The organism is Acetivibrio sp. MSJd-27, assembly GCF_018918095.1.
Lineage (GTDB): Bacteria > Bacillota > Clostridia > UMGS1840 > HGM11507 > HGM11507.
In genome coordinates, this window is record NZ_JAHLPV010000001.1 from 206,441 (window position 1) to 227,673 (window position 21,233).

The 21,233-nt window shown below is 51.8% G+C and carries 11 protein-coding genes and 2 tRNA genes; all 13 read right to left on the bottom strand.

Annotated elements, in window-relative coordinates:
* Positions 1-127: 127 nt before the first annotated feature.
* The 13 genes from KQI32_RS00835 to KQI32_RS00895 all read right to left on the bottom strand — a co-directional run bounded on the left by KQI32_RS00835 (position 128) and on the right by KQI32_RS00895 (position 20,980).
* Positions 128-1,030, bottom strand: coding sequence for an AraC family transcriptional regulator (locus KQI32_RS00835; protein ID WP_216423556.1), 903 nt, complete (start codon positions 1,028-1,030; stop codon positions 128-130).
* A gap of 163 nt (positions 1,031-1,193) precedes the next feature.
* Positions 1,194-1,278 (bottom strand) — tRNA-Tyr (locus KQI32_RS00840).
* 7 nt (positions 1,279-1,285) lie between these two features.
* Positions 1,286-1,361: transfer RNA gene (locus tag KQI32_RS00845), tRNA-Thr, on the bottom strand.
* Positions 1,362-1,706: 345 nt separating this feature from the next.
* The gene (locus tag KQI32_RS00850; protein WP_216423557.1) at positions 1,707-3,902 is read right to left on the bottom strand and encodes an AraC family transcriptional regulator; all 2,196 of its coding nucleotides are present in this window, start codon (positions 3,900-3,902) and stop codon (positions 1,707-1,709) included.
* A 22-nt stretch (positions 3,903-3,924) separates the two neighbouring features.
* Entirely contained in the window at positions 3,925-6,645 is a 2,721-nt protein-coding gene (locus KQI32_RS00855) for an S-layer homology domain-containing protein (RefSeq protein ID WP_216423558.1), read from the bottom strand.
* Between the two features lie 15 nt (positions 6,646-6,660).
* Positions 6,661-8,340, bottom strand: coding sequence for an S-layer homology domain-containing protein (locus KQI32_RS00860; protein WP_216423559.1), 1,680 nt, complete (start codon positions 8,338-8,340; stop codon positions 6,661-6,663).
* A 32-nt stretch (positions 8,341-8,372) separates the two neighbouring features.
* Positions 8,373-11,603 carry an S-layer homology domain-containing protein gene (locus KQI32_RS00865; RefSeq protein ID WP_216423560.1) on the bottom strand — a complete coding sequence of 1,077 codons (3,231 nt, stop codon included), beginning with the start codon at positions 11,601-11,603 and terminating at the stop codon, positions 8,373-8,375.
* Entirely contained in the window at positions 11,600-14,590 is a 2,991-nt protein-coding gene (locus tag KQI32_RS00870; RefSeq protein ID WP_216423561.1) for a hypothetical protein, read from the bottom strand. The genes KQI32_RS00865 and KQI32_RS00870 overlap by 4 nt, the downstream gene beginning before the upstream one ends.
* A 32-nt stretch (positions 14,591-14,622) precedes the next feature.
* Entirely contained in the window at positions 14,623-16,101 is a 1,479-nt protein-coding gene (locus KQI32_RS00875; RefSeq protein ID WP_177691889.1) for an extracellular solute-binding protein, read from the bottom strand.
* Between the two features lie 7 nt (positions 16,102-16,108).
* Entirely contained in the window at positions 16,109-17,002 is an 894-nt protein-coding gene (locus tag KQI32_RS00880) for a carbohydrate ABC transporter permease (protein ID WP_177691888.1), read from the bottom strand.
* 15 nt (positions 17,003-17,017) lie between these two features.
* Positions 17,018-17,917: a sugar ABC transporter permease gene (locus KQI32_RS00885; protein WP_253290957.1), complete on the bottom strand. Its 900-nt coding sequence runs from the start codon at positions 17,915-17,917 to the stop codon at positions 17,018-17,020.
* A 14-nt stretch (positions 17,918-17,931) separates the two neighbouring features.
* On the bottom strand, positions 17,932-19,578 hold the full coding sequence (locus KQI32_RS00890; RefSeq protein WP_216423562.1) for an extracellular solute-binding protein: 1,647 nt from the start codon (positions 19,576-19,578) through the stop codon (positions 17,932-17,934).
* Between the two features lie 19 nt (positions 19,579-19,597).
* The gene (locus KQI32_RS00895; protein WP_216423563.1) at positions 19,598-20,980 is read right to left on the bottom strand and encodes a glycosyl hydrolase family 28 protein; all 1,383 of its coding nucleotides are present in this window, start codon (positions 20,978-20,980) and stop codon (positions 19,598-19,600) included.
* Positions 20,981-21,233 lie beyond the last annotated feature (253 nt).

Genomic DNA, 21,233 nt, shown 5'->3' on the forward strand with positions numbered 1-21,233 from the left:
GCATTATCTTATTTCCCGTGTTCATGGAATTATTTTATTTATATACATCAAATATATCAAAAGAGATATCACCCAAGACCTGACTTTAACGGAATATTGTTTTCCATTTCTGCTGCATAGTTGGAATTTACTTTACCTTTTCAACAGGTATCCAAAGCTCTCTATAACGATTCTTGCTGCTTTCTCCTCTATACCAATGTGTAGCTACGATTTCAGGTGCATTGGCAAGCTGATACCCAGAAACAGGAAGCCACTCGGCAGCAATTCTCCTTCTGAGATCCAAGAATGCTGTTGTGGGATATAAGCATCGTTCTGTCTCGAAAATCGCATATACTTGCTTTGGTATGACAATATTCTCATAATATCCCGCAAACTCTTCTCCGAGTACTCCGGACTTATGCAAGCTATTGTGATAGAATTCAGGGAGTTGATATGTGATATAGAAATCATAGCCGTCATCACCAATATTGGTGATGACATCATAATTCAAATCTGGATATCCCGAAAGACCTTGCAGAATGTATTGCAATGGTCTTGTATTGACATACATATCTTTTTCCTGTTCTTTGCGCTCACCCGGTATTCCTGTAAAATGACGTTTATACCCCGTCAAAACCATCTCGGGCTTTTCTTCAATCCTGTAATTCATAGTACTACCGCCTTCCAACGAAAATTTTAGTACAAGACGGGAAAAGGACTTGAGTCTGCTGCCGTGATTCCGAGCCTGTGACGGCAGTACACCGTGGAACTTTTGGAATGCTTTCGCAAAGCTATCCGGACTCTCATAGCCGTATTTCAGCGCAATATCAATGATTTTTCCATCACTCGCAGCCAGTTCCGCACCAGCAAGAGACAGCCTGCGGTTGCGAATATACTCGCCAAGAGTGAATCCGCAAAGAATGCTGAACACACGCTGAAAGTGATAGCTTGATGAAAAGCTTCGTGCTGCGACTTTTTCGTAGTCAATCGTTTCCGTTAAATTGTCTTCGATATAGTCTACAGCCTTTTGCAATCCAACGATCCAATCCATATTATTCCTCCTTGTCTATGTTTATTCTATCAGATGGCGAACTGTTTTTCCCGATAATTTGTGCTGAGTATAATCGGATGCGTTATTTTGAAACATAGAGTTTTATGAATAACAAGGTAATTTTAGAACAAAAAAGCGGCAAGTCAAAACTTGCCGCTTTTAATGGTGGAGGAGGGTGGATTCGAACCACCGAAGCGAGACGCAACAGATTTACAGTCTGCCCCCTTTGGCCACTCGGGAACTCCTCCATATGTATGGAGCTGGTGATGGGACTCGAACCCGCGACCTGCTGATTACAAATCAGCTGCTCTACCAATTGAGCTACACCAGCGTGTTACTTTAGGGATTATAACACAGTTTCAAAAGCTTGTCAACATTTTTTTGAAATTTCTTTTTTCTTTTTTCAAAAAAATATTTTTGACTCAAACGGTGCTTCCATCATCTTTACAATTTAGAAAACCGTTCCCGCTTTTATTATTTGCAGTATATCATATAAAATTCATTTTGTCAATATTTTTTAATAAATTATCTATCCTTTTTTCCTGATGCAAGACAAATGGTTTTCAGGGGAACCGCAAAAAAAGAGCCGCCCGGTGAGCTGTCCATTCACGGCTCATCAGGCGGATCTTGTCTTCCTCCGATTCAACAAGGGGTCCCTCCCCTTGCAGAGACGGGGTTATTTATCGCTTCGGAATTTCCCGGGGGTCATTCCCACATTCTTTTTAAAGTTTCGGATGAAGACCACATCACTGTAATATCCGACCTTCTGTGCGATGCTGCTCACTGTCATATCGGTTTGAAGCAAAAGCTGCTTGGCGCGCTCCATCCTCTTTTCGGTGATATAATCACTGATGTATACGCCGGTATATTTGGTCCAAAGCCTGGAAAAATACAGGGAATTGAGGTGGAAACGGTCCGCCACCGCCGATACGCTCAGGTTGAGATCGTGGAAATTTTCATCCACATAGGCTCTGGCTTCGCGGATCAGCTTGGCGTTTTTATCCTCGAATTCCGCTTCCGTCCGCTCCGCCAAGCCGGTGAGAATTTCATTGTGAAGCTTCTGCAGTTCATGGAAGGTTTTCGTCTCCAGCAGTCTGGCCGTCCACCCTTCCACCTCCTCCTTCCGCACGCCCGTGCCCGCTTTCAGCAGGCTCTTCAAGCCCTCGGTGATCATGTTGATCAGGGCGTACATCTTGCATTTGACAGCGCTTAAGTTCAGAGAACTCTTTTCGATCTGTTCAAAGACAGGCTCTGTCAGATGGATCGCCGCCGGATAGTTTCCGCTCTGCAGAAGGTGGATATACTTTTCCTGTATGGCTGTGATATCCGTATCATCAAAAAGGGTATCCTTATTGATCTCATCATAGAACAGAATCTCTTTCGGCAGCAGGGTTAGCTGGTAGTCCAGCGTGTAGACCGCATCACGGTAAGCCGAATTGATGTCCGCAATATCTTTTGTCACCGCGCTGAACGCCGCCTTGAAGGTGAAGCCAAAATGGTTGGAAACCACCTGGGCGCACCGCATCACGATGCTGCTCAGCTCCTCCTTGGTGATATGGTCAAAGTTGATGACAGCCACATAGATATCGTCGATGGTATTGGACAGCACCATACAATTTTCACTGAGCATTTCGGTGGAAATGTTTTCAATAATAAAATTGGCCAGGCCGATCTGCTCCTCGTACTCCCCCTCGTTCTTCTCAAAAAAGAGGTTGTCGATATTGTCCACATAGAAGAGCGCCACATAATAGTTTTCGCCCACAGGGCGGATATGGAACTTCTCCAGATTGATCCGGATGCTCTGAGGGTTCATATATTTGTTTGTCAGCAGATTGCTGACGAACACGGATTTGAGCTGATCCTTCTGGCTGTCCAGCTCCCGGCGCATATCCTTTGTCTGGGAGAAAAGTCCGGTGAGGCTCTCTTCCAGCCGGGAATAAACCTTTTCATCCATGTTGATATTCGCGGCCATATTGCGGTTCAGAAGCTCGGTGATGCGGCTGACCGAACCATAATTTTTTTGGGCATACCGGATACTGGCATAGACAGAGATGACAATCAGCAAAAGAACGGTGATTCCGAGCAGAATATAGATGCCCCCGTAGGCGTCAAACGCGCCGTACTTCTCATAGGAGAACACATACTTCAGCATGGTGATGGTAGACGGAATACGGAATTCCGTATAACTTTTTCGGATGTCATCCGCTTCATAGCAGTAAATTTCCGCATTGTCCTGATTCCAGATGGAAATTTTGATTTTCTGCCCGTTCCAGACCGGCTGCATTTGTTCATCCAGACTGGCCTTTTTGATGACAACGCAGATGTTGGCTTCCCGGTCGCTCACCCGGAAGGTATTGACATAGTAAATATCCTCCCCGAAGGCAATATAGCGGTTGACATAGTCCCCGTTCAGAAGCGCGAGCCACTCTTCATAGGTGGCGGTTCCTCCGCTGTAGAAATCCTGATAATATTTCTGCAGGCTGTATTTTCCGAAATTATTCAGCAGATAATCATTTCCCTTGTTATAGATGAAAATGCTGTCGGTCACATTGTAGGACACTGTGTTGATGGTGGAATTCCGAAACAGCTCCACCACCTGGTTCTGCTGAAGAGAGCCCGGCTCGGGCAGGGCGATATAATCCCGGATAGTCTGGCTTTTCTCGTAGGAGAGAAAGATATTCTGCAGGTTTTCAAAAACGGTGTCCATCTTCTGCTGCACCATCTGGAACATGGATTTTTTATTCTGTTCAATCTCTCCCAAATGAAGGTTCAGGGAGGAAACCAGCACGCTGATGGATAAAATAGCCGAGATCAGGATGATGATAAAGTAAGACATCAAAAGAGACGTCAGAAATTTGTTTTTCCAGTGCATAAGATTTCCTCCCTTTTCTTTTTTACCGGTAGAGAATGATAAAGCGGCAGCCGCCCCACCATTGATATATCAGCGCCTTGGAATAATTTTCGCTGTCGGTTTTATAATCGATGATATCCCCGTCTGACGCATTGACAAACTGCTTTTTCCCCTGGCTGTCGAACAGGAGAATATTTGGCACCGCCGAGGTGTTGTAGACAAACATATTGTCAAAGAAGGTTGCCGAACCTGCCGCCTCGCCGGCCGCAAAGCTTTCCATACTGACCGCCGGCGTGGTGGAACCGGATTTCAGCACCTTTGCTCCCTTGTTGACAATCAAGGTTGTGTTTTCTTTCGCGTAGACGCTGGCAAACAGCACCTTGGAGGATTCCGAATAGTTATTCCACTGTCCGTCGTCCCACATTCTCTTTTTCAGAACAAAGCGGTTGCCGGTGCCGGGCTCGGTTACATAGAACACGGGGTAGGCATAGGTGATTTCCCCTTTTTCATTGATGATAAACTGAGCCACATCGCCGGTTTCATAGCCGCTTAACACCGATTCATCCTTAGTGTAATACTGGTTTTCTTTTTTGTTTCCGTAAGGATCAATCGTGAGAACCCTGACCGAATGAACCGGATCCCCCGCCGCATTGACCGCCTGATTCACCGCCTGAATCAGCTGCATGGGGGTATCCGAGGTGATGGAAGCGTCGCCGCCCTTCTGGGTGACCAAAATATCCACGCCGTAAGAGCCCCGGCTCAGCTTGAAGGCCTGAAGATAGGAGTTCTGGGAATCCGCCAGAAAGCCCAGCGCCTGCTTTACGCTGAATTCGCTCGGATCCGCGGACGCGATGGTCTCCTCGCTGCCCACCGGAAGAACAAAAACCTTCGCGTCCGAAGCAATGGTATAGATCCCTTCCAGCGTTTCGCTTCTGCGCATGAAATCCCGGTACCCGTATGTTCCCCGCAGCGGGAAGGGACGCAATGCCTCCTCGTCGCCGCCAACCGTGGGAATGGTGATCTTTCTTATCTCGTTTTCGCCTTTGGTTTCAAACAGAATAATCTTGGCGATTTTTGCGCCTGCCGCGCTGTTCAGAGCATCGAAATTCGCATCCAGCGCGTTTTTGACGGAAGTGCTGTCCTTGCAGCGCAGATCGTTCACCGTTGCGTCCTCCACGTCATAATCCCGGATGACGCCGTCCTCGCAGAGAATCCGCATGCGGACATTGCCCTCCAGCAGGCTGTCCTCCTGATAATAGCCGATGACGTATCCGAGGGTGCCGCTCCCCGCCAGGTTTTTGATCTGACAGAAGACGTTCCCGTCAATATCCAGCTTCAGCGTCACCGTCGCGCCCAGATCGAACGCAGTTCCCTGTCCGTACGCACCGTAGTATTCCTTGGCGACGGAATACTCCTTCCCGTTCACCGTCACCAGTGTATCATTCCCCTCGGTGATTCCGTCGATGGTGCCCATAACGCTCTCAAAGGCGCAGTACAGCACGGCCTGATCCAGATCGCGGTTCAGCATCACCGAAACCACATCCCACTCCTTTATCTCGCTCAGCTCACGGGCATAGCCCTGCATGTCGATGACCTTCAGATCGTCAATGTCGCTTAAATCAATCACTTCCGTCTTCCAAGCCGAATCGTGGGAGGGCCACACCTTTACCGTCAGCTTCTGATCCTTGGTATTGACGGAGTTGATCACATAGGTGTCCATCTTGCTGACCAGCACCACATCCGCCTGTCCGTCGGTGTTGTAGTCAATCACGGTGATACTGCCCGCCGACAGATCAAACACCTCACTAAGAGGCTGCTCGGTATTGAGACTGCCGTTGACGAAAATATCCGTGGCAATGTTCAGCTTGACATAGAATTCCTTTTCGGCCGGATCCGGCTGATATACGAGCTTGCGTTCCGTTTCATTATAGCTGATATTGTCGGAGGGATAGAGCTTCACCATCTGCTGTTTTTCCATCTCGGCTGTCACAAAGACAATGGTCTTTTCCCCGTCCGATACGTCGTAGTAGATCTCACATTTATAGCCGAAAAAACCGGTTAAATCCAGTTTATCCGACACGTTCATCACTTCGCCGCCGGCAACCGCCCGATGTCCGCCCGGAGCCGTCACGCCGGAAAGCGCGGTGTCGCCTACCGCCTGAAGAACGGCGTCAATCCGCTCCACCTTTTTAAAATAGCTCAGCACGCTCTTGCCGGTCCGGGCAGGGGTCAGGCCGTTGCCCAGATACGCATAGGACATATACTCCTGCGCAAGGGTGTTATAGATCAGCTTGTAGGCCTGCGCTTTTGTGATGTAATCCCCTTCCTGCGAAATTCCCTTCAACAGTCCCAGGGCGGAGGCCTGAATCCGGAAATTGCCGTCCACGTCCCCCTGCCGGCTGACCAGCGGACCGTAGCCCGTCAGGCAGACGGCGGAGCGGATCGCGCTGGCATAGGTCAGCTCCAGATAAGGACGGAAGGTACCGTCCTCATATGGAAACATCAGCTCCTGCGCCACCGCTGAGTTGATCGCATTGTTATTTTTCGATTTTCCGGTGTCCGGATAGCGCGCGGTTTCATCTCCCAAAAATCCGGCAATGTTCGACAGCAGAACCGCGAACTCCTCCCGTGTGATATACTCGCCCTCCTGCGGCATTTTCTCAGCGATACCAAGTCCCACAAGAACCTCCGGTTTCGCAAAGGCCGTGCTTGCGAGGGAGAGCAGCAAGGTGAGAATCACCAAAATGCTGATACCCTTTTTCATCTGATTCTCCTCCTTTTATGACAGTTCATACAACAATTTACCGATAATTTTGACCGCCTGTGCTCTGGTTAAGTTGTCCCTCGGGCCAAACCAGGAATCCGAGCCAATCATCAGTTCCAGTTTTCCCATGGTTTCCACCGCGGCGGAAGCATAGTCCGCAATGGCGTCACCGTCCAGATAGCTGAGCGGCTCCGCCGGCGGAACCTCAACTCCTCTCATCTGGCAGATGCGCTCCATCACCACCGCCATGTCCTGGCGGCTGATGGGCTCGTTGGCGCCGAAATAACTCTCGTCCATTCCCTTGAAATAGCCTGCCGCTATCGCTTTGGAGACATAGGGATAGAACCAGTCGTCCGCTTTCACGTCGGAGAAGTCCATATTCTCCGCCTCCGTCTCCGGATTCAGCGCGCAGACCAGAACCTTTGCCAGCTCCGCCCTTGTGAGGTTGTTGTCCGGATTGAAATTGCCTTCCGTATCCCCGGTTATAATGTTGTTCATCTTCAGAGAGGGCAGATATGCCTTTGCATAGGCGGGAATGGATGCCTGATCCTGAAACAGAATGATCTCCTGCTCCGTACCGCCGCCGGGCAATTGCTCGCTGGGCGGCACGACAATCGTACCCGGTTTCACCACCGGCGTACTGCTTCCCGTGCTGGAATTGCCGCTGTTGCCGCCGTTGCCGCTTCCGCCGGTTCCGGAGCTGACATCCACCGTATTGATGGCAGTCTGCAGCATTGCAATGGTCTCATACTGCTTTCCGCCGATCTGCTTGTTTATTTTGTCTGCATATTTGCGGTAGCGGGTGTAATCCACATCCTTGAGATAGGTATCCGCACCGTTGATGACCGAAGTCAGACTGCTCCAGTTATCCGTTTTTTCCACCGTAGTCAGAATGGTTTCGTCATAAATTTTGCCGCGCAGGGCTTCCAAGCTGTCCGCTTTGAATCCGGCCGCATTGGCGTTAATCTGTGTTTTCAGCTTGCCCTGGCTGTAAAGCGTGTACATCTGCGGGTTTCTGTCAAGTCCGATGCCGCTTACCCCGTAAGCTTCGACAAACGCGGCAACCTCGTCAGCCGTTTTGGTCTGTGCAAACAGTGCGGCGAGATAGGCTTCCCCGTATGTGGCATTGATTTCTGCGAAGGAGGTGTAGGGCCTGTTTTTCACCATGTAATCATAGACCGCCGTTTTATCGGACGGGCTTGGATAGCCGGGCTCCTTCAGGAAAATCTTTGCGTCCTCTCCGGTAAGAAGCGTCTCCATGTCCTCACTCTTGGAAACCGCGTTGATCTGGTTCAGAAACTCCGCTTCAAACGTCCCCGGTACCATGGAATAGGTTGTTGTGAAGGTGTCTGAACCGTCGTCGGAAGCCACGTAAATGGTATAGATCCCTTTCGGGGCGTCCTTCATGCTGACCGAAAAGGAGATCCCTCCAAAACGATCCGCGGATTTCTGTTGGGCAAACCAGACCGTTTTGTCATCGTTGGCCTGCCCGTCGTTTTTGACATCGCCGAGGCCTTTTCCCGGGCTGAGCACCAGCAGGCTGACGCTGCTCCCGGGCGCATAGACCGCGCCGCCCCCTATGGTGAGTACCTCGGAGGTTTTGTCATAATTTACGGTAAGCCCTGTCTCCGCGAAGGCGGAAAACAGGATCGTCATTGTAAAAACCAAGCATAAAAGAAAACTTTTCCTTTTCAAAAAAACCACTCCTCCCCTGTTTTGATATCCTTTCATTGCTCCGCTCCCTTCCAAGGCAGCTCATAGAGCAGCTTTCCGATCACTTTTACTGTCTGGGCCCGGGTCAGGCATTCCTCCGGTGCGAAACGGCTGTCATATCCGTTCATCAAACCAAGCAGACACATATCCGCCACGGCAGAGCGGGCATAATCGGCAATCTGCGCTTCATCCTGATAAGGCTCCGCCGGTCCTGCGGGAACCGTGATGCCCCTCATGGTGCAGATTCTTGCCATGACAACCGCCATGTCCTGACGTGTGACTGGTTCGCTGGCGCCGAAATAATCGCCGGATACTCCCTTGAAGAAGCCGGATTTCACCGCGCTCTGCACGGCGTCAAAATACCAGTCTTCGGCGGTCACATCGCTGAATGCCGGCACGGCTTCCCTCTCGCCGAAGGAGAACGCGGAAGTCAGAATTTTACAGAGCTCCGCTCTTGTGATGTTGCTGTCCGGATGGAAGAAACCTTCCGTATCCCCGCTTATGATCCCTGCTTCCCGCAGCTCCGGCAGATACGCCGCCGCATAATCGGGAATGGACGCCTGATCCAGGAAAGGCTTTAACTCCGGCTTCCAAGTAGGAACCGGCGTCTGGGCAGGTGTTTGTGTTGGTGTTGGCGCCGGGGTTGAGGTCGGTCTTGAACCGGAGCCTCCGCCCGATCCGCCACCGGAACTGCCGCCGGGTTTTGACGTTGGAGTTGAGGTGGGCGTTGGCGACGGTGTGGGATCCGGTGTGGGGGTGGGATCCGGTTCAGAATCCCCGCCGCCGGCTGTGACGACAATATCCTTGGTGTTTTCCATCACAAACTGATCGTTTACGGAGGTCAGTACCTTTCCGTTATAGCTTACATTCTCAAAGGTGATGTCGTGAATGCCGTCCGCAAAAGGAGTGGACAGCAGGATCGATTCCTCGCGGGTGTCCAGTATCTGAATATTTTTGAATACCACATTTTTGGTCTCCGCATGGGTTTTCTCCCCTGCGTTGACCAAAATTTTGATGACCTCTTTGCCTGCAACGCTGTCCTCCACCACGATATTTTCAAACCGCACGCCGTCGATATCGGCTCCGGCATTGTTCCAGATACCGACAACAGGGCCGGTGCCCGGGCTCCAGAGCGGGTTCATGGAATGAATGACCGTACAGTCGTACCACCCCGCATTGGTGACATCCTGATACAGTTCGCAGATGCCGCCCAGAGAGGAGGACACGTCGTTCCACGCCACACAGTTGCGGAAGGTGACATTGTCCACCGGTCCCCAGGATTTGAGGATAAAGCTGTCGTCCGCGTTATGGGCGAAGCAGTTGGTGATCATGCCGTTGCTGGAATCGCAGAAGTCGATTCCGTCGTTGTTGGCAAAGAAGCCCACCATTTTGATATTGTTGTAGTTTACCCCGTCACACTGTGCGATGAACACGTTCCATCCGGAGCTCTCCATCAGGATGATTCCGTCCACGTTGACGTTGGAACAGCCGAAAATCTCCATCAGCTTATGCCGCTGAAGCTTTTCCAGTGGTTTGCGCGCGGAGATGATTCCCCTGCCGCGAACCGTGATGTTTTCGAGATAGTTGCCCGGCCCGGGATTGTCCCTGTGGGCATATATCAGCGCGTCCATTGTCTGCAGTTCATAGCCGTAGTAAGTACCGCCCGGTGTGGTCTTTGTCTGGGTATTGGTGTAGACCACCGCGCCTCCGTCCACATACACGGTCTCATTGCCCTTCAGATACAGAGGGTCAATGTAGTGGACGCCAGGGCCGAAATAGATGACGTTCGGATCTTCCAGATCGGGCTTATTTTTCTCCAGAGGATTGGCAAACAGGTGCAGGGGGCGCTGGGTTCCCCAAGGCTCCACGCTCAGGTTTGCCGGCTGGTATATGGTAAAGCGGATGGTGTTGCCCTTTACGATCGGCTTGATGTCCTCGGACAGAGGACGAATCGCCATGGTCGGATCTACGCCCAAATCCGTGTTGTGCAGTTCGATCTCGACCTCCGCAGGACCGAAGAAGTCAAAGTAGGCGATTCCCACCGGGGAAACAGGGCGACCGATGATTGCACCCTCCTGAACCCCCTGACCGGGAAAGGCGTAAGACTGGTAGACGGCAACCTCCTGCCCGTTTACCCGAACGGTGTAATCCGGCATCGGCGGAACATCCTCACTGTCCGGCATGGGATAGGTCACAACCTTCTGCGCCGCCTTTATCAGATTGAAAAGCAGCCGCAGCATGTCGCCGTTGGTGGCTGTTTTGCTGCCGTCAAAGTTTGCCGCACTGTCAATCAAGCCGTATTCCGCAAGCTGTGCCGGAACATCGGTGACAGCCGTGTCTTTCTGATCGGTTTCAAACAGATACGCCTTTACAATCCACTTCCCGACCTCCTGCATGGTCATGACCTTGCTTCCATCAAAGGTATCTGTTCTCTCAATCAGCCCGAGAGCGGCCAGCTCATTGGCATCGGACGCCTCGGTATCCGAAAAGATTTTCTGTTTGGTTAAATCCAGCCGTTCCGGCAGATATTCATGATCGGCGGACAGGGTATTGTAAAGATAGCCTGCCGCCGTTTCTCTCGTCAATGGCTCCGACGGTTTTATCTCCGTCTGCGTCTCCCCAAAGAGGCCGTAATGGGAAAGCAGGCTTGCCTCGCTTTTCAGATCTCCGGCGTCGGCGAAGCTTCTCTCCGCCTCCGGCACCGGCTGAAACCTTCCCTCGTCCTTGCCGAGAAATTTCAGTTCACTGATGCCGAAATAGCCGGGTTTTCCGTTGGCCTCCAGCACCCGCAGCTTCACTGCCCTGGTGCGGATCTCCCTGAATTCCATAAAACGCTGTTCGGAAGTATCCGCATAGTTCCACTGAAACACAATGTTTCTGCGAAGGGGCTGCCAGTTTCCCTCCCCGTCCAGATAATCCGCGTCCATCTTGGTCACGCCGCTGTTGAGGGGCGCAAGACAGGAGACGGAAATTTTGGAGAGGGCGACGGGGATATCCCCGAAATCCGCGGTGATCTCCACCGGCATCTTCTCCTTGGTATTCACCTTGAACATGGTGTCATAATGACCGTCCAGCATCCGATCCGGTGTGGTATCCTCCACACCACCGGAGACAGTCGAGGTGAGGCTTGAAAGAAGGCCGTTCAGATTGGTGAGAAACACCGGCTCCTCCTCTGCCGCCGCGGCTGTCCCGAATACCGGAAGCAGGCACGCCGCCAGCAGAAGCGCAATTATCCGTCTCATCATATCACCTCAATTTGTTCCATCAATGGCCGCAGATCCGTATCCTTCCAATCTCCCCAGATGGTATAAACCATTTTGGTCGCGTTCTGCGGAACGTGGGGAACCGCGAAGGAAATATCCTGGGTGGTTCCGGCCTGAATTACCGCCCCCTTGCAGTAGGAGCTTAACAGCTTGTCGTCCTGATAGAAGAACACCACAACGGTGGCTGTTCTGCTCTCGGAACGCTGGTTGGAAATTCTTGCGTTCACGGTGCCGGCGCCGGCGGCTTTCAGCGCTTCCAGCGAGCTGAAATCCGCACTGCAGGAGAGGACCGACGGACTGTCGGTGACCGGATCGCCGCCGATCACTTCCATCTCGCTGACGCTTGCGCCCCATCCGCCGCAGGCTTCAATTTCAATCTTGATCGCCGTGCACTGTACCGTGCGGGGCAGATCGATCTGATACCAGGACACGCAGTTGATTTCCACACCGTCGCTGCGGAGCAGCCCCTTGTCCGCATAGGCTTTCTTCCCCTCCGCGTCAAAGGGAATGGTAGAGGAGAAGTAGGATCCCAGCTCCGGTGTGTGCGCCTGGTATACGGGTACATCGTCCATGATTTTTTCCATTGTTCCGTTGATTTGGGCATAGACATCCAGGCTGTTGATTGCACAGGGATAATATCTGGTGGAAAGACGGATGGAATCCACATCCTTCAAACCGTCAAAGCTGAGCTGTGCCCAGAGATTGTCGTCACAGTTGGTGGTATCCGAATTCCAGTAGTTCGTTATATCCGCCCACAGACTGTCGTTTAATCCATATGCCTTCTCCGGATTCACTCCCGCGCTTGCCGTGGTGTTTGAAATCACATCCCGCACAGCGATTTTTTGGGAGGCGGACAGGTATTTTTCTTTTTCTTCGCCGCTCATGCCGCTGACCGCATCTTTGAGAAGGCTGATATTTTTCTGTGTGGGCTTCTCAGCCGCATATCCGAGGAGATAATCCGCTTTTTTCGCTTTGATCTCCGCCGCGTTGTCCCGGGTTTCAATATCGGCCGCCATGGGCTCCCAGCCCCAGGCCATCACCTCGTCCAGAAGGATTGCTCCCCAATAGTTCGAGGCTTCCGTCACTTTAACGCGGAACTGATAGCCCAGCTGCGGCTGATCAAATTCCACATCCATAAAGCGGGCAATCTTGGTTTCGTCGCTCTCCGCTCGGGATAAATTGTTCCAGTCCAGCACAGCCTGATTTCCGTCAGCTGTCACGCCGCCGGTCTGCGTATGGCTTGGCGGAACGGTAACCCAATCCTTTCCGTCGTGCACCTGCATTTCGATCCTTTTTATCTGTCCGGTCGCTTCCCTTCCCTCTCCCAGAGTAAGCTTCTCCAGTTCCACCAGCCTGCCCTGGAAATCAATGGTGATATAGAACGGGATTCTCGCTTCATCATAGGGCAGAGCGGTCTTATACCACCCATCCCCTGTGATGTTGTAATCCGTCAGGTAATCCCAGCTGGATCTCTGCGGATTGTTGGGATCGATCATACGCAGCGGATTGCCCTGCCCGTCGGTGACCGATACCGGCTGGCGGAACGCCATATTCTCCGCATTGTAATGATACTCCACGTTTGCGCCGTCGGTGCCGAAGGTGCGCGCCTCCGTCAGAATGACGCCCGTCCGGCCGGAATCTCTGACCGCGGTGGTCTGAACCCTCAATTTTTCACAGACCGCGGCATTGGGCAGGACAATGGTGTAAAAGTCGGAATAGTGTACTTCCCCCTGGGCAATCTGTCCGGCTTTTTCAAATTCCGCATAAGCGTCGCTGCCGAACGCGGTTTCCAAATTAAACTCATGGTGCTCCGGCACTCTGCCGATATGGACGTCAAACTCGCCGACCAATGTTTCCGCACCGCCGGAGGTGGCATAGACGGCAACCTTCTTCGGGGCGTTGTCCGCGTTGCAGCCGCCCAGTTCAATTGCGTTTACGGTGACGGTTTTTCCGTAGTCATAGGTAAAGCTGCCCATGGGATCGGAGCTCCAGTAGGACAGGCCGTTGGCGTTTTCATCGTTCAGCTGCCCGAGCTGTTCGCTCCCGTCACCCGACAGGGACGCCTCCAGCGCAAGGTTTCTCCAGGGCTGCAGAACAGCCTTGTTTACCTGTGCGGTCAGCGTTTCCTTCTCGGCGTCGTCGGCGATGTATTTCAGCAGTGTTCTTGCCTGCTCCGCATTTTCCGCCGTGCCCATTTTTTTCATGACGGAAACGGCTTTTTTTGCATAGCCGTCCAGAAAATCGGGAGCGCAGTCCGCCAGTTCCGAATCGGCTGCATAGTGACCGTCCATCATGATCTCATCGATGCCGATTTCACCCCAGGCGTCGCCGTTGGGTTCGCCGATCTCGAGGATTTCAATCCGGAAATCGTGGGATACAATGTATTCTCCCAGCGGAACATGGATAAAATCCGCTTTGGCGTAGTCATTGTTCCATGCACTGACGGTCAGGTTCTCGGTCAGGCTGGGCTTCGACCAGTCCAGCGCGATGCTGTTGTCGTCCATCAGCGCGTATTCCCCGTTGGCGGCGGCGGCTGGCACGATAACCTGCCACTCGGATCCAACCTTATTGTACAACTTTACTCTGGTATACCGCCCCAAGTCGGTTTTGCCGTCAAAATTCCGCAGGGTTTCCACCAGACGAATCTGATGGATTGCGGCCGCCTTGCCGCCGTAGTCAAAATCGACATAGACCGGCAGCCCGCCGCTCCGTTCCGCTGAAAAGGTATAGTTTGTGCCCCAGTAATGCTGATTTGCCGCAATACTGTAATCGTTGACCGTATTCCAGTAGGTTCTCCAATGGTTCTCGCCGTTGTATCCGGCACTGGCAGGAGCGCCGTCTTTATTGGTCACGGAAACCTCCGCGTAGTAACCAATATTGAAATCCGTTTCCTCCGCGAGGCCCGCAAAGCCTAAAAGGCTGAAAAGCAGAACTGCCGCCAGAACGGAGGCCAGCATTTTCTTTCCCATAAAACCTTCATTCCTTTCTTTTTTGCAGGAATCTAGTTGTTTTCCGTCAAATACTGTGCAATCTTATTCCCGCCCTTTTCATTATACTGCCGTTTGAATTCCTCCCACTCCGCGTCGAAATCCCCGGATTCCGAGATCAGCCGGATGATGGTGTCAATGGCAAAGTCCTCCAGCTGCATCACGTCGATTCCCTTTCCGCCGCTGGGAAGATAGTTATTGTAATTTTTAGAAACATAAGCGTATCTGTGATACTCCGCCTTCATCTGGGTGATAAAATCCTTGTAAAGGGTCTGATCATCCACGTAAAGGTTGTCATAATTGACCAGCGCCTTGATGGTCGCGCTGCCGTCAATGTCCCGGATCCGCACGGTGCTGCCGTCACTGCCCTGCCCCAGCAGGGAGTATGGCTTTCCGTCCCGCATTTCATAGTGGACACCCTCCACGCCGTAGCGCATCAAAAGCATCCCCTCGGGACTCAGCATATAGTCCGCAAGCTCCAGGCGTTTCCGGATAAGGGCTTCGTTCCCGTCGTCCTTTAAGTACAGGCCCCCGTAAAAGTTATAGGTTCCGCTCACCCGCTTCTCCCCGCTTGTGTTGGTCATAACGGGAATGTACGCGATGGCGTCCAGCGGGGAGGAGCCGGGATACCTCTGTGCATACAGCTTTGCCATCTTGTCGTATTTATAGTTGGTGTAAATGACCGGGGAAGCCCCCGTCAAAAACTTTTCAAACATATTGTCCCAGTTTGGAGTCAGCATGAATTCCCTGTCCAGAAGCCCCTCGTCCCACAGCCTTTTTAAGAAGCGCACTGCCTGCTTCATGTTGTCGTTGATTGCCGTGGCCCGCCATTTGCCGTCAACCATTTCATAGTCGGTCAGCCTGGCATCAAACAGGTCAAAAACAGCGTACAGGAAATATTTGCTCTCGATGGTGAAGGGATAGCTGTCCGGACGTTTTTCGCGGATCTGTTTTAAGAAAAGGTAAAATTCCTCCGCATTGCGCGGCAGTTCCAGCCCCAGGCTGTCAATGATATCCTTGCGGTAAAACCAGGCGTGCTCCGCCAGGATATACTCGTCGGAATCGTTGATTTTGATGGGGATGAAATAAACCCTTCCGTCGTTTGACGATTTGATGAACTCAAACTCGTTGATCCGCTTTTTGATATTGGGATAGTCGTTCAGATAAGGGCTTAAGTCCAGCACGATGTTCTGATTGACCAGACGCTCCACCTTGTCCCCATAGGTATACCCATAGGAAAATAAATCCGGCGTGTTTCCCGCCGAGGTCAGAACCTCCAATTTGTCATGCCGTTTTTCCCAGATACTCTCGATGTAGTCAAGGCGGATCCCCAGCTTTTCCTCCAGCTTTTTGGAGACCACCGCATTCTCGCCCGGCATCTCAAGATCGCCCGCCAAAACACGCAGCGAGGGGATTTCCTCCCGCTTTGCCGTTTTGCAGCCGGAAAACAGCACCAGCACAATTGTCAGAACCGCAATGAACCGAATTTTCATCTTTTCCCTATCCTTTCACACTGCCTACTACCAAACCTTTTATAAAGTATTTCTGTAAGAAAGGATAAACCAGCATAATCGGAAGCGCCCCCAAAAAGATCTGGGCGATCCGCACGGATTTATCACTTAAAACCGCAAGCTGCTGCAGCTTTTCCTCCGAAAGATTCCGCATATTGCTCATGTTCGCATCCTGCACAATGGTCGCCAGGTAAGTTTGCAGGGGATATTTGCTTGGCGAATTGATATAGAGAATCCCGTCAAACCAGGCATTCCAATGCCCGACAATGGTAAAGAGCAATATGGTGGCCAGCGCCGGCAGAGATACCGGCAGATAAACCTTGAACAGAATCGTCAGATGACCCGCGCCGTCCAGCAGAGCGGATTCCTCCAGCTCCACCGGAACCTGCCTGAAAAAATTCATCAAAAGCACCATGTTCCAGACGTTCAGCGCCCCCGGAAGAATCAGTGCCCAGATGGAATCCAGCAGGCCGAGCTCCTTTATCAGGATGTAGGTCGGCACCATACCGCCGCTTAGAAACATGGTCACCACAAAGAACCAGGTGTAGACATTTTTCGCCCGGAACTTGGAGGCAGGCTTGCTCAGCGGATAAGCGGTCAGCACAACCAGCAGCATGTTGATGGAAGTCCCCAGCACCACCCTCACCACCGAGACGAGGAAGGAGCGCAGAAACTCCGGTTTTTCATACAGAAATTTATAGGCCTCAAAGGTAAAATCCTTTGGCCAGAGAAACACCTGCCCTGTGGAAACCGCCGTCTTTGAGCTCAGCGAAACGCTGAGAAGATAGACAAAAGGCAGCACGCACAGCAGGGTTACCAGTAGCAGAAATACAATATTGACCGGCTGGAAGATTCTCTCTCCCAGACTTCTTCTCATTTTCATTGTCACGCCGCCTTTCTAGAAAATCCGGTAATCGGTGAACTTGTATGCAATCCAGTTGGAGACGGCCACCAGGGTTACCGATATAACGGATTTGAACAATCCCATCGCCGTCGCGATACCGTATTGCTGGTTGTATATCCCGATCCGGTAAACCAGGGTATCCAGCACGTCGGTCGTCTCGTAGGTGAGAGGGTTGTAGAGCATCAGAATCTGGTCAAAGCCCGCGTTTAAAAGGTTGCCCAAACTCAGCACGGTGAGCAGGAATATCATGGGCGCCATGGCGGGAATGGTGATATGGATCGCCTGCTTCAGCCTTCCCGCCCCGTCGATGGAGGCGGCCTCGTACAGGCTGGGATCGATATTGGTGATCGCCGCCAGGAACACAATCATGTTGTAGCCCATTGATTTCCACACGTCGGTCCAGATGATGATATGCCGCGCATACTTGTTGCTGCCCAGAAAGGAAACGGCATCCTGTCCGAAAAAGCCAAGAATCTGATTGACGATGCCGTCCAATGAAAATATCTCTAATATTATACCACCTAAGATAGCCCAGGACAAGAAATAGGGCAGAAAAATACTGGTCTGCACCGTCTTCACATACCGCTTGGAGCGCACCTCATTGATAAGAAGGGCGAGCAGCAAGGGTACCGCCAAAAACAGAACCGCTTTCGCCGCGGCGATGTACAGGGTGTTGAAAAAAGCCGTGCCGAAATCCGGCATATGGAACAGGTACCTGAAATTGTCCAGCCCCACAAAGCGGGAACCGAAAAATCCCTTGAACGGATTGTATTCCTGGAAAGCCATGATAAGTCCGCACATGGGACCGTAGGCAAAAATAAGGCAGATGATCACGCCGGGCAGAAGCATCAGATGATAGATTGTGTTGTCCTTTTTGATTTGAAAGCGTTTCAAAGTGATTCGACTCCTTATTGTTTATACCATTCGTTGACTTCCTCTGTGATCTTGTCTCCCCCAAGATTTTTCCAGGTTTCCACGTACTTGTCAAACTCATCGACGGATTTTTCTCCGGCAATGATTTTGATGAAGGTTTCCTCCGTCAGCTTCTCCAGCGTCGCGCCGTTGTCAATCATGGTGCGGGTGGAAGCGCCGGTGAATTCATTGTATACCACCTTGGAATCGCTCACCGCTTTCATCGCCGTGGCCCAGCCGCCCTGTTTGTCCACGCGGGCGAAGAGTCCGCCGAACATCTTCTTGCTGTCCCAGGCCATATTTCCCTTTTTGTAAGCCTCGTAATCCGCCATCCGTTCCAGCTTTTCCTGTTCCTGCCCGCTTGTGACAGGCGTTCCGTTTTCATAAGCCTCGTTTACATTTTTATAAGTCGTGTCAATCTCATAGGGATCCAGATAGATCATGGGGCACCAGCTCCAAACATGACCGTTCTCAGCGGTCAGCACATCCTTGTAAGTCGTCTCCGACTGAATGAACATATTCATCCCTTTTAAGAGCACTTCCGGATTCTTGAAGTTTTTATTCACTACGTAATAGCTGAGCACCTGCTGACGGTCCAGCGTGATGGTCGGCTGACCGCCCTCCTGAAGCGGGGGAATCTCCACGCAGACCCATTTCGCCTTTTCGTTGGCGGTGATGGATTCCGGAACCGGAAATTCCGCAAACCACCATTCGGACAGAATCAGACCGATTTTACCGCTGATAATGTCCTCGCTGACCTGATCCTCGTTTTTGGTGAACAGCTCCCGATCGAACAGGCCTTCCTGATACATGCGCGAAAGCTCGGTAAGCGCCTTCTTTGTCTCGGGCTGGATATTGCCGGAAACCAGCTTGCCGGTTCCGTCGTCGATCCATTTGTCCACAAAGGATCCGTAGGGCATAAACATGGGTTTGATGCCGAAGCCCCATGGCGACAGGCTTTTTGCCGAAGCGCCGAAGCCGTATGTATCTTTCTTGCCGTTTCCGTCGGGATCGTTCTGTGCAAACTGTTTTGCGATGTTTTCCACGTCCGCCCAGGTTTTCGGCATTTCCAGATTCAGCTTATCCATCCAGTCCTTCCGCAGCCACAAAAGCGGAGCCGCGCCGCGGACATCGGAATAGCGCGGGATTGCCAGCAGCTTTCCATCCTGGGTGACACTTTCCAGCACCGCCGGATCCCGTTCAATCATCTCTTTGAGCTGGGGGCTGGCATACTTGTATGCCTCCGTCAAATCCGCCAGCATATCGTTTTCTTTCAGATACTCGAAGTTTTTCTGATCCAATGCCATGATGTCCGGCAGGGAGTTGGAGGCGATCGCCGTGGAAAACTTCTGCTCAAACTGGGATTCCGGCACGGTCCACAGATAGTTTATCTCAATGTTCAGCTCATCCTTCAGAAGCCGGTTAAACGCCTGGTTTTCCGGTGTGGTGCTCTTGGGCACGTTCTTGTCCGTTGGATCGCCGTATCCAAGCACGCAGTTGACCGTCACCGGCGTTTCATATTTCCCCATCGGATCATAATTTTTGTTTGCAACACCGGTATTTTCACCGGTATCCCCGCCGCAGGACGCGAGCATTCCGCAGCACAGCGCTGCCGCCAGCGCCGTTGATAAGATTCGTTTCATTCCTTTCACGCTCCTTTTTTTATTGTACTGTAATGTCCGCATTACAGCTGTTCACAATTCTGGGATCCGCGGGATCCCGCAGATATCTGCCGTTTATGCAGATGTTCTCAAAATGAACCCCGTCCACCATCTTTTCTTGCTGTCCGTAAACGGCGATCCGCTCGTCCCCGCTGTCCAGAACATCAATATTCCGGAAGGTGACGTTCCGCACCCGTCCACTGTCCAGCCAGACGACGCTGACCTTGATTGGCTCCTTGCCGGCAGCCGCCTTCTCGATGGTGATATCCTCAAACAGGAAGTTTTCCGCCGTGCCGCCGTATGCGTTCCAGACGCCGATGACTCCTCCGGCGTCGTGATCCCACAAAGGAAAGGTGGAGTGCGTCACCGTGCAGCTGCGGAACACGATATTTTTTGTCTCCGCGGCGATCTCACAGACCGCGCCGAAGGAGGTGGAAACGTCGTTCCAGGCTACGCAGTTCTCAAACACCACATTGGACACCGGTTTGAACGCCTTGACCAGAAACGAGTCGTCCGCGTTGTGGGCGAAGCTGTTCCGAACCAGCACGTCGTGGGAATCGCAGACGTCGATGCCGTCGTTGTTGGCGAAATGTCCCAGCACCTTGACGTTGTCGATGAGCACCTGCGAGGCCTCCTCGGTGTGAATAGACCAGGAGGTTCCCTCCCGGAAAACAATTCCCTCCACGGTGACATCGGTGCTGCGCATAATCCCCAGCAGGCGGTGGCGCTGGCAGGCCTCCAGTGTTTTTCTGCCGCACAGCACCCCCCGCCCCGCAATCCGGACATTTTTAACCCCCTCCGCCATGAGGGTAAAATCCGTCCACCACATTTCAATGGCGTTGACCAGACCAAAGGGCTTCCGCTTTTCCGGCGGCTGCGGCTTGGCGTATACGAACGCGCCTCCCTCCAGATACACAATGTCGTTGTCCTTCAGGCGAATAGGGTCGATCCGATGGGTTCCCGCCTCAAAATAGTGCACATTCGGTGCTGTTTTGTCGGGGATATCCGTTTCCATCGGATTGGCGAAGATATGTAACGGCTCCTGTTCCCCAAAGGGTTCCACCGAAAAGTTGGCATTCTGCGTGATTTTCAGACGAATGACCGTGCCGTCGGTTTCGGGGTGAATGCCAAGGCTCAGGGGCCTGACCATCACTTTGTGGGTGGGCAGGCGTTTTAAACGGATTTCAATCTCCGCTTCCCCCTCAAAATCAAAGGCTGTAAAGGAAACCGGAGAAACCGGTCTGCCCTGAATCCTTTCGCTTGCCTGCTTCGGATCAAAGCGAAAACTGGTGTAAACGCCTGTTTCAAGTCCGTTGACCCGCACGGTGTACATCTGCGATTTCGGTTCCTCCGGTGCAATGGGATAAATTTTCAATTGATTCATTTGTTTTTCCTCCTTCCGTTGATTGATTTTCTCAAGCATCACAAAACCGAAAAAAAGATTCACAATCATTTTTGGCTGTGTGATTTGTGAAAATCTTTCAGGCTCGGCTTGTGTTTTTATTATAAAGGAAACTTCATTCGGAGGATATAAACGATTCCATAAATCAACATACAATTTCATACTTCCCGTTCCCCTGAAAACACCTGTATCCCCTGCTGCGGGCTCTTTTGACGGAGAAATATACTTTTGCATA

Coding starts and splice junctions, on each gene's coding strand:
- KQI32_RS00850 (WP_216423557.1), bottom strand. CDS start 3,902: ATGCACTGGAAAAACAAATTTCTGACGTCTCTTTTGATGTCTTACTTT.
- KQI32_RS00880 (WP_177691888.1), bottom strand. CDS start 17,002: ATGAAAATGAGAAGAAGTCTGGGAGAGAGAATCTTCCAGCCGGTCAAT.
- KQI32_RS00895 (WP_216423563.1), bottom strand. CDS start 20,980: ATGAATCAATTGAAAATTTATCCCATTGCACCGGAGGAACCGAAATCG.
- KQI32_RS00875 (WP_177691889.1), bottom strand. CDS start 16,101: ATGAAAATTCGGTTCATTGCGGTTCTGACAATTGTGCTGGTGCTGTTT.
- KQI32_RS00865 (WP_216423560.1), bottom strand. CDS start 11,603: ATGATGAGACGGATAATTGCGCTTCTGCTGGCGGCGTGCCTGCTTCCG.
- KQI32_RS00835 (WP_216423556.1), bottom strand. CDS start 1,030: ATGGATTGGATCGTTGGATTGCAAAAGGCTGTAGACTATATCGAAGAC.
- KQI32_RS00870 (WP_216423561.1), bottom strand. CDS start 14,590: ATGGGAAAGAAAATGCTGGCCTCCGTTCTGGCGGCAGTTCTGCTTTTC.
- KQI32_RS00890 (WP_216423562.1), bottom strand. CDS start 19,578: ATGAAACGAATCTTATCAACGGCGCTGGCGGCAGCGCTGTGCTGCGGA.
- KQI32_RS00855 (WP_216423558.1), bottom strand. CDS start 6,645: ATGAAAAAGGGTATCAGCATTTTGGTGATTCTCACCTTGCTGCTCTCC.